The sequence below is a fragment of the Sphingopyxis bauzanensis genome (assembly GCF_002205675.1).
In the GTDB taxonomy this organism is placed as follows: Bacteria; Pseudomonadota; Alphaproteobacteria; order Sphingomonadales; family Sphingomonadaceae; genus Sphingopyxis; species Sphingopyxis bauzanensis.
In genome coordinates this window covers 230,516-247,637 of record NZ_NISK01000004.1, presented here as the reverse complement: position 1 = coordinate 247,637, position 17,122 = coordinate 230,516, and the positions used below count along the sequence as shown (strand labels likewise).

The 17,122-nt window shown below is 63.8% G+C and carries 15 protein-coding genes; 10 read left to right on the top strand and 5 right to left on the bottom strand.

The window, feature by feature from the left end:
- Positions 1-37 precede the first annotated feature (37 nt).
- The 8 genes from sucC (at position 38) to CDQ92_RS16650 (ending at position 9,211) form a co-directional block, all read left to right on the top strand.
- Positions 38-1,243, top strand: a complete 1,206-nt coding sequence (sucC, locus tag CDQ92_RS16685) for an ADP-forming succinate--CoA ligase subunit beta (RefSeq protein ID WP_088442761.1) — start codon at positions 38-40, stop codon at positions 1,241-1,243.
- A 166-nt stretch (positions 1,244-1,409) separates the two neighbouring features.
- Positions 1,410-2,159, top strand: coding sequence for an electron transfer flavoprotein subunit beta/FixA family protein (locus CDQ92_RS16680; protein ID WP_088442759.1), 750 nt, complete (start codon positions 1,410-1,412; stop codon positions 2,157-2,159).
- Positions 2,156-3,085: an electron transfer flavoprotein subunit alpha/FixB family protein gene (locus CDQ92_RS16675; RefSeq protein WP_088442757.1), complete on the top strand. Its 930-nt coding sequence runs from the start codon at positions 2,156-2,158 to the stop codon at positions 3,083-3,085. The genes CDQ92_RS16680 and CDQ92_RS16675 overlap by 4 nt, the downstream gene beginning before the upstream one ends.
- A 13-nt stretch (positions 3,086-3,098) precedes the next feature.
- Positions 3,099-4,463, top strand: a complete 1,365-nt coding sequence (locus tag CDQ92_RS16670; protein ID WP_088442755.1) for a DUF389 domain-containing protein — start codon at positions 3,099-3,101, stop codon at positions 4,461-4,463.
- A 78-nt stretch (positions 4,464-4,541) separates the two neighbouring features.
- Complete coding sequence (locus CDQ92_RS16665; protein WP_158213882.1) at positions 4,542-5,534, top strand: cupin-like domain-containing protein; 993 nt, start codon at positions 4,542-4,544, stop codon at positions 5,532-5,534.
- A 42-nt stretch (positions 5,535-5,576) separates the two neighbouring features.
- Positions 5,577-6,488, top strand: a complete 912-nt coding sequence (locus CDQ92_RS16660; RefSeq protein ID WP_088442751.1) for an energy transducer TonB — start codon at positions 5,577-5,579, stop codon at positions 6,486-6,488.
- An 82-nt stretch (positions 6,489-6,570) separates the two neighbouring features.
- Positions 6,571-7,908, top strand: a complete 1,338-nt coding sequence (locus CDQ92_RS16655) for a phosphotransferase family protein (RefSeq protein ID WP_088442749.1) — start codon at positions 6,571-6,573, stop codon at positions 7,906-7,908.
- A gap of 13 nt (positions 7,909-7,921) precedes the next feature.
- A complete protein-coding gene (locus CDQ92_RS16650) occupies positions 7,922-9,211 on the top strand; it encodes an acyl-CoA dehydrogenase family protein (protein ID WP_088442747.1) in 1,290 nt (429 codons plus the stop codon).
- A 29-nt stretch (positions 9,212-9,240) separates the two neighbouring features.
- Here CDQ92_RS16650 and CDQ92_RS16645 read toward each other — a convergent pair whose 3' ends face one another.
- Positions 9,241-9,546 (bottom strand): alkylphosphonate utilization protein, encoded by a 306-nt coding sequence (locus CDQ92_RS16645; protein ID WP_088442745.1) that lies wholly within the window; start codon positions 9,544-9,546, stop codon positions 9,241-9,243.
- 7 nt (positions 9,547-9,553) lie between these two features.
- On the bottom strand, positions 9,554-10,303 hold the full coding sequence (locus CDQ92_RS16640) for a class I SAM-dependent methyltransferase (RefSeq protein ID WP_088443404.1): 750 nt from the start codon (positions 10,301-10,303) through the stop codon (positions 9,554-9,556).
- A 125-nt stretch (positions 10,304-10,428) separates the two neighbouring features.
- Between CDQ92_RS16640 and CDQ92_RS16635 the strand changes: the two genes are divergently transcribed.
- Positions 10,429-12,168, top strand: a complete 1,740-nt coding sequence (locus CDQ92_RS16635; RefSeq protein ID WP_088442743.1) for an N-acyl-D-amino-acid deacylase family protein — start codon at positions 10,429-10,431, stop codon at positions 12,166-12,168.
- A gap of 182 nt (positions 12,169-12,350) precedes the next feature.
- Positions 12,351-13,358 carry a zinc-dependent alcohol dehydrogenase family protein gene (locus tag CDQ92_RS16630; RefSeq protein WP_088442741.1) on the top strand — a complete coding sequence of 336 codons (1,008 nt, stop codon included), beginning with the start codon at positions 12,351-12,353 and terminating at the stop codon, positions 13,356-13,358.
- A gap of 108 nt (positions 13,359-13,466) precedes the next feature.
- On the opposite strand, the gene CDQ92_RS16625 is transcribed toward CDQ92_RS16630, so the two are convergent.
- The 3 genes from CDQ92_RS16625 to nhaA form a co-directional block, all read right to left on the bottom strand.
- On the bottom strand, positions 13,467-14,231 hold the full coding sequence (locus CDQ92_RS16625; RefSeq protein ID WP_088442739.1) for a tryptophan 2,3-dioxygenase family protein: 765 nt from the start codon (positions 14,229-14,231) through the stop codon (positions 13,467-13,469).
- Positions 14,232-14,488: 257 nt separating this feature from the next.
- The gene (locus CDQ92_RS16620) at positions 14,489-15,838 is read right to left on the bottom strand and encodes a hypothetical protein (protein ID WP_229667385.1); all 1,350 of its coding nucleotides are present in this window, start codon (positions 15,836-15,838) and stop codon (positions 14,489-14,491) included.
- Complete coding sequence (nhaA, locus tag CDQ92_RS16615; protein ID WP_088442735.1) at positions 15,835-17,121, bottom strand: Na+/H+ antiporter NhaA; 1,287 nt, start codon at positions 17,119-17,121, stop codon at positions 15,835-15,837. Before nhaA ends, CDQ92_RS16620 begins: the two co-directional genes overlap by 4 nt.
- Position 17,122 lies beyond the last annotated feature (1 nt).

Sequence of the window (17,122 nt, the reverse complement as noted above, 5' to 3'; positions counted from 1 at the left end):
CTCCCCGCCCCAAGACTCGAAAGGCCCGGCAGACCTCATGAACATCCACGAATATCAGGCGAAAGAACTGCTCGCGAAATATGGCGTCGCGGTGCCCAAGGGCATTGCCGCGATGAGCGTCGAAGAAGCCGTCGCCGCGGCAAAGCAGCTCCCCGGGCCGCTTTACGTCGTGAAATCGCAGATCCATGCAGGTGGTCGCGGCAAGGGCAAGTTCAAGGAGCTCGGTCCCGATGCGAAGGGGGGCGTCAGGCTCGCCAAGACCATCGAAGAGGTCGAAGCGCACGCGAAAGACATGCTCGGCAACACGCTGGTGACGATTCAGACGGGCGAAGCGGGCAAGCAGGTCAATCGGCTTTACATTACCGATGGCGCCGACATTAAGCAGGAATTCTACCTTGCCCTGCTCGTCGATCGCGGTTCGAGCCGCGTGGCGGTCGTCGCGTCGACCGAGGGCGGCATGGACATCGAAACCGTCGCGCACGACACGCCGGAAAAGATTCACACGATCACCATCGACCCCGCCACCGGGCTCCAGCCGCACCATGGCCGCAGCGTCGCCGCGGCGCTTGGCTTGTCGGGCGATCTGGCGAAACAGGCCGCCAAGGTTCTGGCCGGTTTGTACGCCGCATTCCTGGGAACCGATGCCGAACAGATCGAAATCAACCCGCTCGCCGTGTGCGAGGGCAAGGACGGCGACGAGCTGCTTGTGCTCGACGCCAAGGTCGCGTTCGATGGCAATGCGATGTTCCGCCACAAGGATCTGGCCGAGCTGCGCGACCTGACCGAAGAAGACCCGGCCGAGGTCGAGGCGTCGGAATATGACCTGGCGTATATCAAGCTCGACGGCAACATCGGCTGCATGGTCAATGGCGCGGGCCTTGCGATGGCGACGATGGACATCATCAAACTGAACGGCGAATTCCCTGCCAACTTCCTCGACGTCGGCGGCGGCGCGAGCAAGGAAAAGGTCACTGCGGCGTTCAAGATCATTCTGAAAGACCCCGCGGTGAAGGGCATCCTCGTCAACATCTTTGGCGGGATCATGAAGTGCGACATCATCGCCGACGGCATCGTCGCGGCGGCGAAGGAAGTGAATCTGTCGGTGCCGCTGGTTGTTCGCCTCGAAGGCACAAATGTGCAGCAGGGCAAGGACATCCTGGCCAATTCGGGGCTGCCGATCGTCGCGGCAAACGATCTGGGTGATGCGGCGAAGAAGATTGTCGCCGAAGTCCGCGCGGCTTGATGTATCTCCCTCTCCCCTTGGGGAAAGGGCTGCGAAGACTTGCGGACAGGCAGCAAGCTGCCAAGTCTCCCTGTCCTCTCCCCCCAGGAGAGAAGAGCCAGGTTGACGTTTACGTAAAGCGCAATTATGGCGCAGTGCACAATTTGCTGAGAGGAGCCAAGAGCCCATGAAAATCCTCGTCCCCGTGAAGCGGGTGCTCGATTATAATGTGAAGCCGCGGGTCAAATCCGACGGCACCGGCGTCGATCTGGCGAACGTCAAAATGTCGATGAACCCGTTCGACGAGATCGGTATCGAAGAAGCGATCCGCCTGAAGGAAAAGGGCGTCGCGACCGAGGTTGTGGCGATCAGCGTCGGCCCGCAAAAGGCACAGGAAACGCTGCGTACCGCGCTTGCTATGGGCGCCGACCGCGCGATCCTGGTCCAGACCGACGACGACGTCGAACCGCTCGCGCTCGCCAAGATTTTCAAAGCCATTGCCGACGCCGAAGCGCCGGGCCTTGTCATCCTTGGCAAGCAGGCGATCGACGGCGACAACAACCAGACCGGCCAGATGCTCGCTGCGCTCACCGGCTGGGCGCAGGGCACCTTTGCCAGCGCGGTCAACGTTGATGGTGACCATGTGTCGGTCACCCGCGAAGTCGACGGCGGTCTCGAGACGGTGAAGCTGAAGCTTCCCGCGATCGTCACCACCGACCTCCGCCTCAACGAGCCGCGCTATGCGTCGCTGCCCAACATCATGAAGGCGAAGTCGAAGCCGCTCGATACCAAGACCCCCGCCGATTACGGCGTCGATACGACGCCGCGGGTCAAGACGGTCAAGGTTTCGGAGCCGCCGGTCCGCTCGGCGGGCGTCAAGGTCGCCGATGTCGATGAACTGGTTGGCAAGCTCAAGGCTATGGGAGTGCATTCATGAAAACGCTCGTTTGGGTCGAACATGACGGCAAGGCCGTCAAGGACGCCACGCTCGCAGTAGTCACCGCCGCGTCGAAACTCGGCGAAGTCCATCTTCTCGTCGCTGGTAGCGGCGTCGATGCGGTCGCCAAGGAAGCCGCGCAGATTGCCGGTGTGGGCAAGGTGCATGTCGCCGACAACGCCGCCTTCGATCATAATCTGCCCGAAAATGTCGCGCCGCTCGTCGCCGAGCTGATGGCGTCGCACGACGCGTTCCTCGCGCCCGCGACGACGACCGGCAAGAATATCGCGCCGCGCGTCGCGGCGCTGCTCGACGTGATGCAGATTAGCGAGATCCTGTCGGTCGAGGGTCCGAAGACCTTCACCCGCCCGATCTACGCCGGTAATGCGATCGCGACCGTCGAAAGCTCGGACGCGAAGCTGGTCCTCACCGTTCGCGGCACCGCGTTCGACAAGGCGGCGACCAGCGGTGGTTCGGGTACGGTCGAAGCCGTGGGCGCGGGCAGCGATGCCGGAATCTCGAGCTTCGTCGGCGCCGAAATCGCCAAGTCGGAGCGACCCGAGCTGACCTCGGCGAAGATCATCGTGTCGGGCGGCCGCGCGCTGGGCTCATCTGAGAAGTATCAGGAAGTGATCGTCCCGCTCGCTGACAAGCTGAACGCCGCGCTCGGTGCCAGCCGCGCTGCGGTCGATGCCGGCTATGTCCCCAACGACTATCAGGTCGGTCAGACCGGCAAGATCGTTGCGCCGCAGGTCTATTTTGCGATCGGGATCTCGGGCGCGATCCAGCATCTTGCGGGCATGAAGGATTCGAAGACGATCGTCGCGATCAACAAGGACGAAGACGCGCCGATCTTCCAGGTCGCCGACTTCGGCCTCGTCGCCGACCTGTTCAATGCCGTCCCCGAACTGACCGGCAAGATCTAAAACGGTCCTGTCGGTGGCCGGCAACCATCCTGGAGTCCCCGGCCTCGGCGACGCCCCGTTCAATGCCGGGGGTCGCCGGTCGGCGCGTCCGGGGATAGGCCTCGAAGTCGACGACGACGAGGATGATGGCGCCGCGGAAGACGTCCATGGCCGCGCGCTGGTCCTCGCCAGCGTCGCGCGCGATGCGCGGCTCAACCAGAAATTCCTGCTGCTGATTACCCTGTCGTCGGCGATCGCGACACTGGGCCTGCTGCAAGGCTCGGCGGCGGTGGTGATCGGCGCGATGCTCGTGTCGCCGCTGCTCGGTCCGATCATGGGGGTTGGCTTCGGGTTAGCGACGCTCGAAAGCAATTTGATCAAACGGTCGCTGGTGACGATGGCGGCCGGGATGGCGGTCGCGATCATCGTTGCGATGCTGATCATCTGGGTGTCGCCGATCCAGGATGTCACACCCGAATTGCGCGCGCGCACCCAGCCGACGCTGCTCGACCTGGGGGTCGCGGTCGTCGGCGGGATCGCCGGGGTCTATGCGATCATGCGCAAGCTGTCGGGGGTGATGGTGGGCGTTGCGATTGCAACCGCATTGGTGCCGCCGTTGTCGACAATCGGTTTTGGTCTGGCAACGGGCCGCTTCGACTTCGCATTGGGTGCGGCGCTGCTGTTCCTCACCAATACGCTGGCAATTGCGTTTGCGGCGACCGGCATCGCACGGCTCAACCGTTTCGGGCCGTCGCTGACGCCGCAGCACACGGCGATGCAGGTGATCGGGATCATCGTCACCCTGGGCATCCTGTCGATCCCGCTCGCGCTGTCGCTGAATAACATCGCGCGCGAGCTGCGCGCGCGCACGACGGTGCAGGCGAAACTCGATAGCCTGCTGGGTGAGGGCGATCGCATCGATACGCTGACCGTGCGCGTCGAAAATGACGACATCGCCGTGGACGGCGTCGTGCTTGTCGATCAATATGCTTCGCAGCTCAATCAACGGCTGGCGCGCAATGTCCGCAGTGAACTCGACCGCAATGTGCGCGTCAATATCGTCCAGCTGCGCCAGCAGACCAACGCTGCGGTGCAGTTTGAGGAGCGGTTGAACCAGCGTATCGCAACGCTGGAGCAGCGCGAAGCCGACAGCGGCACGATCTTGGCCAGCTTGACCGTCGGCGAGCTGGTACGCCGCGACCGCGTGTTGATCGACGCGCAGGCGCGCCGCGTCGTCGTCCAGCGCGACCGCGAGGCCGAGGGCGACCAGGTTGCGGCGGCGGTCGACCGGATTATGGCATCGGTGCAGGCGGACCACCCGCAATGGCTGATTCAGAACGGCGCGCTGACCGCGGCGGAGGCATCGGAGCCGGAAACGGAAGCCGCAGACGCGCCTTAGTCACCGTGGCGTGGGGCGCGCCGATATTGTCATTCTTTTGACATCATGATGCCCTTGAGCAGGTGCAAGGAGTCGATCATGCCCCAAGCCGACAAACGCACCTTGCTGGCCGAAGGCCTGGCGGCCGGTGATGATGACGCAGCGCTGCACGCGCGGCTGGTGACGGCGGGGATATCGGCGGCGGCGGCGAAATATGAAATTGACCGGTTGGCCAAGGACCCGATGGCGGCCCAACTGCGTCGTCAGGCGGCGCGCATGGCCAAGCAGCGCTGGCTGTTTGCCAATCTGAAGCGGTTGGCCCTGGAAGCAGACGAGGGTTTTTCCCTTAACACGCTCGGCGCGCCCGATCCCGATCATTTCTATCGCCATTATTATGAAGCGAACCGACCGGCCAAAATGGCCGGGATCGTCGATCATTGGCCGGCGCTGACCCGCTGGTCGCTCGATCATTTTGCCTCCGTTGCGGGCGATGCCGTCGTCGAAGCGCAGGTCGAGCGTAACCGCGATCCCGATTATGAAATGGCCAAGGACGATCACCGCCGCCTCGTTCATTTCGGCGAATTGCTCGACTGGCTGCGCAAGGACGAGGCGAGCAACGACATTTACCTGACCGCCTACAACAGCGGCACCAACGCCGCGGCGCTCGCCCCGCTGTGGGACGATATGGCGCCGATCGCGCTGCTCGACGACAGCCGGCCTCGCGACGGTTTTTTCTGGCTGGGGCCGCGCGGCACACTGACCCCGTGGCATCACGACCTGACAAACAATCTGCTGGTCCAGGTGATCGGCCGCAAGCGGGTAAGCCTGGCGCCGCCCTGGGCCTCTGCCCGGATGCGCAACAGTCGCCATTGCTTCTCCGATTGGGGCAATGCGGCACTACCTGCGGGACCCGGCGATGACGACACGCCGCCGACGCTCGAAACGATTATCGGCCCCGGCGAAGCGATCTTCCTGCCAGTCGGCTGGTGGCACCAGGTCGAAGCGCTCGACCTGTCGGCGAGCATGAGCTTTACCAGTTTTCGGCGATCGAACGCGCATGTGGAGGATTATGGATCTTATGGGTCATTGTAACGTTTGCTTGCATGGTCATGCGTCGCAGGTAACATTCGGCCAATGAAAACAACGGTGCGCAACGCGGTGATGGCAGCCCTTGGGATAGCCTGTGCATCGTCGGGCACCGTCGTAGCCAAAGAGCCGATCCGGCTGGCGCCGAGTTCCAAATGGAACGTCCATTATGGTAACGACAATTGCAGCATGGGCCGCAGTTTTGGCGAAGGCGATCACAAGGTCGTGCTGGTCGCCAATCGTTATCAGCCGGGCGATCCATTGCGGTTGAGCTTTACGGGCAAGCCCGCCTACACCAGCCGCAGCGACGGGTCCGTTCAGATCCGGTTCGGCCCGGCCGAGGCGGCGCAGGAGGTCGAGTTTTTTCCCGCGGCGACGGCCGACAAGACGCCGGCGCTGATCATTCGCGACGCGGTGCGCATTGCGGCGCGCTCACCAGAAGAGGTGGCGGCTTATGAGGCCGCGCTCAAGGCGGGCAACTATTCTTTCAAATTTTCCAACATCACCCCCGAACAGGAAGCCGCGGCAGCCTATGTCGAGGTGACCAAAGGTCTCCGCCAACCCTTTATCCTGGAAACCGGACCGTTGAGCGGGCCGCTGGCGGCGATGCGAAAATGCACCGACGAACTGCTCTATCATTGGGGGATCGATGTCGCAAAACACGCCAATCTGACGCGAGCGGCGACGCCGAAATCCGATCCGCGCCAATGGGTCAAACCGCGCGATTATCCGCCTGCCATGATCATGGACGGCAAGCGTGCGATCGTTCATTTCCGGTTGAACGTTGGAACCGACGGCCAACCCACCGCATGTCATATCCAGCAATCGACACGGCCCAAAGCGTTCGACGATGCCGTCTGCAAAGCGATTATGCGCAATGCCGAGTTCGAATCGGCGCTGGATGCGGATGGAACGCCCGTTGCCTCCTATTGGCTGAACACCGTAACATTCATCTTATAATCCGCCGTAGAAGCTTAGCTTTCTTAGCAATGAAGAAATTGGCGGGTTGCACTACCCGTTTTTCACCCGCATCGGTCTTTGAATGACCGAACTTGCTGCGCCATTGTCCACGTTCATGGCCAAAGCCGTCGGCCCCGGCGACCTGTCGGGCCTCACCCGCCTGTCGGGCGGTGCAAATATGGAAAGCTGGGCGTTCGATTGGGCGGGCGGCGCTTATGTGCTGCGCCGCGCGCCGTCGGCGGATTATATGGTGGGGCGACCCTATGGCCATGCTGACGAGGCGGCGCTGGTGATCGCGGCGCATGGCGCGGGGGTGAGAGCGCCCGAGGTTGTTGGAGTACTCGCGGATAACGACGGCATAGGTACCGGCTATGTGATGCGGCGGGTGATTGCCGAAGTGAATCCGGCGAAGATATTGGCCGATCCGCCGCCGTCGATGCTGGCCGATCTCGGGCGCGAGCTGGCGCGTATTCATGCCATTCCGGCCGCGACGATTCCTGCCGCGATCCCGTTGATGGATACCGCTGCGGCGCTGGCCGAGCTCAAGACGCGGTTTCTGGACTACGGCGGCGATCGGCCGGTCATCGCGCTGGCGATCAAATGGTGTGAAGAGCATCTGCCGACGCCTGCCGAGCCGGTGCTGGTGCATGGCGATTACCGCATGGGCAATATCATGGTCGATGCGGACGGGCTGGCCGTCGTGCTCGACTGGGAGCTTGCGCATCGCGGCGATGCGCATGAGGATCTGGCGTTCGGGTGCATGACGGTGTGGCGGTTCGGGCGGATCGATCACCCCGCGTTCGGCGTCGGCAGCCTCGACGATTATTTCGCGGCCTATGAAGCAGCTGGCGGTGCGAAGGTCGACCGCGAGCGCTTTCATTTTTGGCTCGTCTATCGCACTCTGTGGTGGGCGCTCGGCTGTTTGCAGATGGGGCAGGCGTGGCGAAGCGGCGCCGATCCGACGGTCGAACGCGTCGTCGTGGGGCGGCGGACGGCCGAGCAGGAGCTTGACCTGCTGTTGCTGCTTGAGGCCGAAGCGCCAGCGGCCGAGCGCGATCGCGCGCTGCCGTCGCCGTCTTCTGTTGCTCCGGCGCCAATCGGCGAGCCGACCAACGGCGAGATAGTGCAGGCGGTGCGCGACTGGCTGGCGGATGCGATCAAGCCCGACGCCGAGGGTCATGCGAAGTTTCAGGTTGCGGTGGCGATGAACGCGCTGGGGATCGTGAAGCGCGATCTCGACGCCGGTGTGCGCGCCGAGCACCGAGCTTTGGCTGATGCCCTGCTAAGCGGCGCGACCACCCTCGCTCAGCCCGGCCTGATCGCGAAACTGCGGCGCGCGGTGCTCGACAAATGCGCGGTCGACAGCCCCAAATATGCTGCGCTCGCCCGCGCCCGAGAAACGTGGGGCGGTCAAGAATAACAGGGAGAGAGACATGGATTTTGCGATGCCCGCCGACTTGCAAGCGTATCTGCATGAACTCGATGCGTTTATCGAGGCCGAGATCAAGCCGCTCGAGGACGCCGACGACAATATCCGCTTCTTCGACCATCGCCGCGAACATGCGCGCACCGACTGGGACAATCAGGGGTTGCCGCGGCACGAGTGGGAGCAATTGCTGCGCGAAGCCACGCGCAAGGCCGATGCCGCGGGGCACTGGCGTTTCTCGGCGCCGAAGAAATATGGCGGGCAGGACGGGTCGAACCTATGGATGGCGGTGATCCGCGAGCATTTCGCCGCCAAGGGGCTGGGGCTGCACAACGACCTGCAGAATGAGCATAGCATCGTCGGCAATTTCCCCTTCGTCGAGATGTTCGAACAATTCGCCACGAGCGAGGAGCAGAAGCAGGAGTTCATCCTCGGCGGATTCGAGGGCAAGCGGCGCACCGCGTTCGGCCTGACCGAACCCGACCATGGATCGGACGCGACGCATATGGAAACGCGCGGGGTGCGCAAAACGCGCGACGGCGTCGACGGCTGGCGGATCGACGGGCGCAAGATGTGGATCACTGGCATGCACGTCGCGACCCACTGCGCGACCTTTTGCCGCACCGATGGCCAGGACGGCGATGCGAAGGGGATCACCTGCCTGCTCGTGCCGACGGGGACGCCGGGGATGACGGTCGACGAATATATGTGGACCTTCAACATGCCGACCGACCATCCGCGGATGACCTTCGACAATGTGTGGGTACCCGACAGCGCGCGGCTCGGTCCGGTTGGCGGCGGGCTGTCGATCGCGCAGAGTTTCGTCCACCAGAACCGCATCCGGCAGGCGGCGTCGTCGCTGGGCGCCGCGGTCTTCTGTATCGAGGAAAGCGTCAAATATGCCCGCCAGCGCAAGCCGTTCGGCGAGGCGCTAGCGCGCAATCAGGCGATCCAGTTCCCGCTCGTCGAGCTGGCGACGCAGGCGGAGATGCTGCGGCTGCTGATCCGCAAGACCGCGTGGGACATGGACAACACGCCGCACAAGGAGATCGAGCACACGCTGTCCGACAAGGTGAGCATGTGCAACTATTGGGCGAACCGGCTGTGCTGCGAAGCCGCCGACCGCGCGATGCAGGTGCATGGGGGCATCGGTTATTCGCGCCACAAGCCGTTCGAGCATATCTATCGCCACCACCGGCGGTACCGGATCACCGAGGGGGCGGAGGAGATCCAGATGCGCAAGGTGGGCGCGTATCTGTTCGGGTATCTGGGGCCAAGGCGGGGGACGCTAGGGTAAGCTTCCCCTCCCTTGCAGGGAGGGGAGGGCTACCGCTTTCTTACAAACTCCGCCCGCAGCACCAGCCCCTTGATCCCCTCGTGACGACAGTCGATTTCCTGATCGTCGCCGGTCAGGCGGATCGACTTGATCACCGTGCCGACCTTCAATGTCTGCCCCGCGCCTTTGACGGTCAGATCCTTGACCAGCACCACGCTGTCGCCGTCCGTGAGCAGATTGCCGACCGCGTCGCGCACCTCGGGTCCGGCGGCATCGGCGGCATCGCGCGCAGCGATGTCGCCCGCCGCCATCCATTCGCCGCTCGCCTCGTCATAGACATAATCATCGTCGGCCATGCTGGTCCTAACTCGGTTTGCGGAAGCGCAAAGTGAACTGGTCCGTCTTGCTGCGGATTGCGGGATCGAAGACGTTCGTCGTGCGCGGATCGTCGGCGAGACGGTAGAGATCGCTTTCGGCTTCAAGTTTGAATCCGGCCTTGGTCAGCGCCGCGACCACCGCCGCCTTGTCGATGCGGTGCAGGCTGTCGGCCTGCGTCGTGCCGGTGCCGTCGGCGGCGCTATGATCGACGATCACCAGCGTCCCGCCGGGTTTCAGCGCCGCGAACAGCGCCGCACTCGCCTTGTCGCCGGTGCCTTCGGGAAAGGGTTTCAGATAGAGGTCGTGGAAATTCTGCACTGTGATGATCGTGTCGAGCGGTGTGGCAAAGGCGGGTGCGGCGAACGGACTGGCGACGGCATCGACATTGGCATAGGCGGCGTCGACCGCGGCCTGATCATCGCCATATTGTTTGCGAAAGGTGATGAACTCGGCGGGCTGGAAGGCGTGGACCTTGCCCGTCGGGCCGACCGCCGCGGCGAGCAGGCGCGTGACATAACCACCGCCCATCACAAAATCGCCGACCTGTTCACCCGGCGCGATCTGCGCGAACGCCAGCAGCTCGGCGGGCTTGCGCGCCGCATCGCGTTCGCGGTCGGCGGCGGGGCGCGCCGGATCGGCGAGCGCTGCGGCATAGTCCGTCGGCGCGGCAACTTTGGCGGCTAGTGGGGTCGCCGACAGGGCGAGCAGCAGGGCGAGGGTAAGCGGACGGATCATGGCATCGACTCCCGTGGTGTATCGCATCGGTATAACAGCATCGCAGCGGCTTCGCCCGTTTATTTGCATATCGCAATTTTGATGATAGGTTTCTCCGTGAAACTAAAAAGATCGGGAGAGTCGGGATGTTTGATCTGGTGATACGCGGCGGCACTGTCGTCGATGGTTCGGGCGGCACCCCCTTTGTCGCGGATGTCGCGGTCGATGGCGATCGCATCGTCGCGGTGGGCGAAAATCTCGGCGCCGGGCGCGACGAAATCGACGCGAGCGGCAAGATCGTCACCCCCGGCTTCGTCGACGTCCACACGCACTATGATGGCCAGGCGACATGGGACGCCGAAATGGCACCATCGAGTTGGCACGGTGTCACGACCGTCGTCATGGGCAATTGCGGCGTCGGCTTCGCGCCCGCCAAGCCCGACCGCCACGAATGGCTGATCAGCTTAATGGAAGGCGTTGAAGACATCCCCGGCACTGCGCTCGCCGAGGGTATGGCGTGGGACTGGGAGACTTTCCCCGAATATATGGACGCGCTGGAGAAACTGCCGCGCACCGTCGACGTCGCGTGCCACGTCCCGCACGGCGCAGTGCGCGCCTATGTGCTCGGCGACCGCGAGAAACCCGGCGCGATCCCGACCGAAGCCGACATCGCCGAAATGTCGCGCATCGTCGAGGAGGGCATCCGCGCCGGTGCGCTCGGTTTTTCGACCAGCCGGACCGTGCTCCACAAATCGATCGACGGCGAACTCGTCCCCGGCACCACCGCGACCGCCGAGGAACTGATAGCGATTGGCCGCGCGATGGGGCGCGTCGGTTATGGTGTGTTCGAAATGGCGAGCGACCTGAAGCGCGAGTGGAACGAATTTCAGTGGATGGGCGATCTCAGCCGCGAAACCGGGCTGCCGGTGACCTTCGCCGCGCTCCAGTCGATCGCCAAGGAACTGCCGCTAGAGGAGCAAATCGAGGAAATGCGCCGCCAGAATGCGACCGGTGCCAACATCGTCGCGCAGATCGCGCTGCGCGGCAACGGCATCATCATGGCGTGGCAGGGGACGGTCCACCCGTTCCGCTTCAAGCCGGCATGGAACGAAATCATCGACCTGCCGTGGGAGCAGCAGCTCGCAAAGCTGCGCGATCCGGCGTTCAAGGCGCGCATGATCGCTGAGAAGAATGTCTGGCCCGAAAGCGACATCATCGACTTCCTGAAAATCGTCGCGCTCGGCTGGCCGGTGCAGTTCGAAATGGACCCCGACTTCAATTACGAGCCGAAGATGGACGAAAGCATCATGGCGCGCGCCACCGCGGCGGGCGTTTCGCCCGACGAATATGCCTATAACCTGCTGATGAAGGACGAGGGCAAGGGCTTCATCTATTTCCCGATCCTCAATTACCGCGACGGCAACCTCAATTTCCTCGAGGATTTGCAGCATGCCGACGACACGGTGAATAGCCTGTCCGATGGCGGCGCGCATTGCGGGACGATATGTGACGCGGCCTCGCCGACCTTCATGCTCCAGCATTGGGTGCGCGACCGCGCGGGCAAGCGGATTGCACTCGAACATGCGGTCAAGCGCCAGTGCCGCGACACCGCCTTGCTCTACGGGCTTGAGGACCGCGGTGTGCTCGCGCCCGGCTATCTCGCCGATCTCAATGTCATCGACATGGACGCGATCAAGCTTGGCAAGCCGTGGCTGGCGTTCGACCTGCCCGCGGGCGGCAAGCGCCTGCTGCAAAAGGCCGACGGCTATGTCGCCACGATCAAGTCGGGCGAAGTGACCTTCCGCGACGGCGCAATGCAAGGACCAACCCCTGGCGGGGTGATCCGCGGACCGCAGCGCGTCGAAATGGCGATGGCGGCGGAATAGGTTGGCTGAACCAAAGCTTCATTCCCGCTTCGTCATGCTGGACTTGTTTCAGCATCCATGACCCGAACTATCGGCCTGTGCTGCGCCGGTTTCGAGGGCAGGCCATGGACCCTGAATCATCTTCAGGGTGACGAGATTTGGGCGGAGGGTCCGCCGCACGCAACTCACTGAAGGAAAATGCCATGAAAGCAATGCGACTGCGCGCCCCCGCCTCGCTCGACAATCTGACGCTGACCGATCTGGCCGACCCCGGTGATCCCGGGCCGGGCGAGATCCGCGTCCGGCTGAGCGCGTCGTCGCTCAATTTTCACGACTATGCCGTCGTCGTCGGGATGATCCCCGCCGCCGACGGACGCATCCCGATGTCCGATGGCGCCGGGACGGTCGAGGCGGTGGGCGAGAGGGTCACGCAGTTCAAACCGGGCGACACGGTGGTGTCGATCTTCTTCCCCGACTGGATCGACGGCGCCCCGCCCGCGACCGCGTTTCGTGGCGTTCCGGGCGATGGCATCGACGGTTATGCGCGCGAAGTGGTGGTAACCCCGCAGCATTGGTTCACGCGCACCCCGCGGGGGTATAGCGCCGCCGCGGCTGCGACTTTGACCTGCGCGGGGCTGACCGCATGGCGCGCGCTGTTCGTCGATGGCTCAACCCAGCCGGGATCGACGGTGCTGGTGCAGGGCAGCGGCGGGGTGTCGGTGTTCGCGCTGCAATTCGCCAAGGCTGCGGGCGCGCAGGTGATCGCGACCAGCTCGTCCGACGCCAAACTCGAGCGGCTGAAAGCACTCGGCGCCGACGAACTGATCAACTACAAGGAGGTGCCCGCGTGGGGTGCCAAGGCGCTTGAGCTCACGGGCGGGGCCGGGGTCGATACCGTCGTCGAAATCGGCGGCGCGGGAACGCTCGACCAGTCGATGATGGCCACCCGCGTCGGCGGCCATGTTGCGCTGATCGGCGTCCTCGCGGGCTTCGCCGGACCGGTCCAGACCGGTCTGCTGATGGCGAAGAACCTGCGCGTGCAGGGTCTGACCGTGGGCAGCCGCCGGCAACAGCTCGACATGATCGCCGGGATCGAGGCGAACGGCATCCGCCCGATCATCAGCGACCATTTCCCGCTCGACTGCCTCGCCGATGCGTTTCGGCATCAGGCCGCGAACGGGCATTTCGGGAAGATTGTCGTCGATATCTGACCCTCGTCCTTGCGAGCACAGCGACGCAATCCAGAGCCTGCGTAAACCGTCCTGGATTGCTTCTCCCGGCTTTCGCCGGGATCGCAACGACAACTACTTGGCGAGTCTCTAAACCCCGCTGCCATGCCCCGCGTCGCCGTGACGGATGCTGTCGCGCTTGACGCCATATTCGGCGCCCCAGCGGTCGGTCATCTGGGCGCGGATGGCCCATAGTTCGGGGAAGAAGCGATGCCGTGCGCCGGCATCGAGCAGGTCGACGGCGCGCCCGCTGATCGCTTTCGATCCCATGCCGATCGAGCGATGGACGAGGTAGATGTGGTGGGCGCGGAATTTCTGGAACAGCTCGTCGAATTCGATCAGCGCCTCGGCGACCATATAGGCTTCGTCGTGGGTATAGCCGGTGTCGTAGATATCGGTGAGGGCGCGGCCCTGTGGCTCGAGATATTTGGCGCGATAGGTGTCCCATAGCCCGGCGGGCAGCGTCAGTAGCAACTGGAACCCCGGGCTTTCCTGCCCCGATCCGTTGCCCAGTTGGAGCCGGATCGCCTGATAGTCATAGGGGCTCATCGTCTCGATCAGCGCCAGCTGGTCGGTCATCATGCGCAGCAGCATATGGACTCGCCCGAACAGGGTGATGGCGCGCATTATCTGGCCGCCGCGCAGATGCTCGTCAACTTCCGCGAGCGTGAAGGCAGCGAGCTTCATCCACAATTCCTCGACCTGATGGACGATCTGGAATTGCAGCTCGTCGGGGGTGACAAGGTCGGCGAGCGGCTTCTGGCAGGCGAGCAGGCGATCGACCGCGAGGTAAACGCCATAGTCCTTGAGGACCGGGGCTTCGAGACGGCTGTGGATATCGGATTTGTCGAGCATGGTTTTGCTCCTTGTCGGGTTTGACGCGGCAAGCCCCTCTCCTTCAGGGGAGGGGCAGTGAGACTTGGTCCGGCTTTTGCCAGGCTTTGGTCGAGCGGGGTGGGAGCCAGCGGCCTTGCGCAATCTCGCCAGCCCCGACCCCAACCCCTCCCCTGAAGGGGAGGGGCCTTTTTTTGCTCAACCCCGCGGGTACACTCCCGCGGGCGGACGCCGCGGCGATCCTGACTGGCCGAGCCACAAGAGCGTCGCGGCCATGGTCACCGTGCGAGCAGGTCCGATGGCAGCGTCGGTTCGCTGACCAGCTTCGCCATCCGCCGCCACATCTCGTCGCGGCTGGGCTTTCCGCGTTCGACATGCGCACGGACCATCGTTTCGCCGAGGCCGTAGTTGATGACATAGCTGCGATATTGATCGGTGAAGCTGACCGATTGTTCGGCGCGCTTTCCCGACACCAGCAGATATTTCTGGGTCAGCGCCACTGCGGTCGGCCGGTCAATCACGCCGTCGAGATATTGCTGCGCGATCGTCAGTCGTGCGCCGCCCAGCGCATCGATCGCTTTGAGCAGCTGCCAGTAGCGATCGTCCGACGGCACCGCGATTTCGGCGAGCGGCATCAGCACGTCGCGTTCGGTCTCGGCCTTGCTGGCTTCAGGGAAAGCGAGGTCGATGCCGTAATTGGCGGTTCCTTCGGCGATCAGGCTTTGCGGGCTGTAGAGCGGATAAACGCTGAATTCGGTCCAGCCACGCTCTTTGACCAGCTTTTCCTCAAGCTTCATGTTGAGCAGATGGTGGCCCGGATAGCCTTCGTGGCAGCCAAGATCGAGCGCGCGCGACAGACGGATCGGCAGGTCGGTGTTGACCTGGATCAGACTGTGATACGCGCCCTGATAATAATTATAGCCGCTCCAGCTTTTGCCGGTGACGAACTCGAGCCGGAAGCTCTCGCCGTCGGGCATCGGGATATGCGCGAGGCTGCGACCGCGGCAGCGCGCGATCGCGACGTCGAACACCTTTTGCAACCGATCCTTGGGGATGGTGAAGGCGTCGAGATAGGCCTCGACGCGCGTCGCCAGCGGGCCGTCGCCGGGGACGAGCGCCTCGACCGCGGCGAGGTGCCGGTCGTAGCTGGCGAAGGGTTTGAGCTGCGGGCGGACGCCGAACAGGCGTTCGGCCTCGTCGGCGAAGGTGAAGCGGGTGCCCTCCATCATCATCAGCCGCGTTTCGGCAGCGCGCAGCTGGGCGCTGAGGAAGGCGGCGCGGCGGCGGTCGAGCGGGTCGGACAGGCGGCGCGCGGTCGCGTTGAGCCGGGCGGTCAGGTCGCGCGTCGCGGCGAGCAAGGTGGGCTTGTCGCGCGGGGCCGCCTCGGCTGCAGTCTTGAGTTCGGACGGGCCATAATAGGCGTCGATATAGCCGTCTTCATGGGTGCCGATTTCGAGTGTCAGCCGGAGGTACGTCGCGGCAATGTCGTTCAGCGCCTGCGCCGAGGCCGGGGCGCGGCGCACGTCAATGGCGGCGACGTCGGCCGTGCCGCGCACAGTTTGGTTCGCCGCGCAGCCCGACAATATGGAGGCGGCCGCCAGCACCAAGATTATCGACCGGAGCATCATGCGGTAACCGGATCGTCGTCTTCGGAGGTGTCCTCGACATCGCCGTCAGCGGCGATTTCGGCGGCGGATTCGCGTTCGACAGCATCATGCTGGTGATGGAGCGGGGCGAAGCGTAGCACGGCAAAGCCGACCAGCGCCGCGGCGAGCGATCCCATCAGGACGCCGATCTTGGCCTCTTCGATCAGCAGCGCATTGCCGGGGAAGGCGAGGCCGCCGATGAATAGGCTCATCGTGAAGCCGATCCCGCACAGCATCGCAATACCATAGATCTGGAGCCAGGTCGCGCCGCGCAGTTTGCCGGCGATGCCGAATTTGACCGCGAGCCAGACGCTGCCGAAAATCCCGATCTGTTTGCCGAAGAAGAGGCCGGCCGCGATACCCAGCGGCAGTGGCGCGAAAATCTGTTCGATCGTCAGCGCGCCAATATCGACCCCGGCGTTGGCGAAGCCAAACAGCGGCACGATGGCAAAGGCGACCCAGGGATGGAGACCGTGTTCGAGCCGGTGAAGCGGCGAGGTCTGGCTGTCGGGGGTTCCAGGGGTGCGCTCGAACGGGATCGCCATCGCAGCCAGCACCCCGGCGATCGTGGCGTGGACGCCCGAGAGCAGCATCGCGTACCACAGGAACAGGAACATCAGCACGTAGAGCGGCAGGCTTTTCACCCCTTGCCGGTTCATGACGAACATCGCGCCCAGGATCGCGGCAGCGGCGGCGAGGGCCATCATGTTGATCTCGGCCGTATAGAAGAGCGCGATGATCGCGACCGCGCCCATGTCATCGACAATGGCAACGGTGACGAGGAAGAGTTTGAGCGACGTCGGCGCGCGCTTGCCGAGGAGCGCCAGCACGCCCATCGCAAAGGCAATGTCGGTCGCGGCCGGGATCGCCCAGCCTTGCGCCAGTCCCGGCGTCGACCCGGCGAATATTAGGTAAAGTGCAGCGGGTACCGCCATCCCTGCTGCCGCCGCGATAAAGGGCAAGCGCCGCCGGTCCCAACTCGCCAGCCGTCCGTCGACAAACTCACGCTTGATTTCAAGCCCGACGAGCAGGAAAAATACCGCCATCAACCCGTCGTTGATCCATAGATGAACCGTCATCGGGCCGAGCTTGTCGGTGAGCACAGGTCCGGTCACCGCATGGATTAGATGGTGATAATCATCGCCCAACGCCGAATTGGCGATAATCATCGCCATTATGGCGGCGAAAATCAGCAGCATTCCTCCGGCGCTTTCGCTCTCTAGAAAGTCGCGCAGCGCGGAACGGGGCGGATTTCTGCCGGTCATG

Excerpts from the sequence above, each read along its gene's own strand:
- sucC (WP_088442761.1), top strand. The coding sequence starts at position 38 with ATGAACATCCACGAATATCAGGCGAAAGAACTGCTCGCGAAATATGGC.
- CDQ92_RS16680 (WP_088442759.1), top strand. The coding sequence starts at position 1,410 with ATGAAAATCCTCGTCCCCGTGAAGCGGGTGCTCGATTATAATGTGAAG.
- CDQ92_RS16675 (WP_088442757.1), top strand. The coding sequence starts at position 2,156 with ATGAAAACGCTCGTTTGGGTCGAACATGACGGCAAGGCCGTCAAGGAC.
- CDQ92_RS16665 (WP_158213882.1), top strand. The coding sequence starts at position 4,542 with ATGCCCCAAGCCGACAAACGCACCTTGCTGGCCGAAGGCCTGGCGGCC.
- CDQ92_RS16660 (WP_088442751.1), top strand. The coding sequence starts at position 5,577 with ATGAAAACAACGGTGCGCAACGCGGTGATGGCAGCCCTTGGGATAGCC.
- CDQ92_RS16655 (WP_088442749.1), top strand. The coding sequence starts at position 6,571 with ATGACCGAACTTGCTGCGCCATTGTCCACGTTCATGGCCAAAGCCGTC.
- CDQ92_RS16650 (WP_088442747.1), top strand. The coding sequence starts at position 7,922 with ATGGATTTTGCGATGCCCGCCGACTTGCAAGCGTATCTGCATGAACTC.
- CDQ92_RS16645 (WP_088442745.1), bottom strand. The coding sequence starts at position 9,546 with ATGGCCGACGATGATTATGTCTATGACGAGGCGAGCGGCGAATGGATG.
- CDQ92_RS16640 (WP_088443404.1), bottom strand. The coding sequence starts at position 10,303 with ATGATCCGTCCGCTTACCCTCGCCCTGCTGCTCGCCCTGTCGGCGACC.
- CDQ92_RS16635 (WP_088442743.1), top strand. The coding sequence starts at position 10,429 with ATGTTTGATCTGGTGATACGCGGCGGCACTGTCGTCGATGGTTCGGGC.
- CDQ92_RS16630 (WP_088442741.1), top strand. The coding sequence starts at position 12,351 with ATGAAAGCAATGCGACTGCGCGCCCCCGCCTCGCTCGACAATCTGACG.
- CDQ92_RS16625 (WP_088442739.1), bottom strand. The coding sequence starts at position 14,231 with ATGCTCGACAAATCCGATATCCACAGCCGTCTCGAAGCCCCGGTCCTC.
- CDQ92_RS16620 (WP_229667385.1), bottom strand. The coding sequence starts at position 15,838 with ATGATGCTCCGGTCGATAATCTTGGTGCTGGCGGCCGCCTCCATATTG.
- nhaA (WP_088442735.1), bottom strand. The coding sequence starts at position 17,121 with ATGACCGGCAGAAATCCGCCCCGTTCCGCGCTGCGCGACTTTCTAGAG.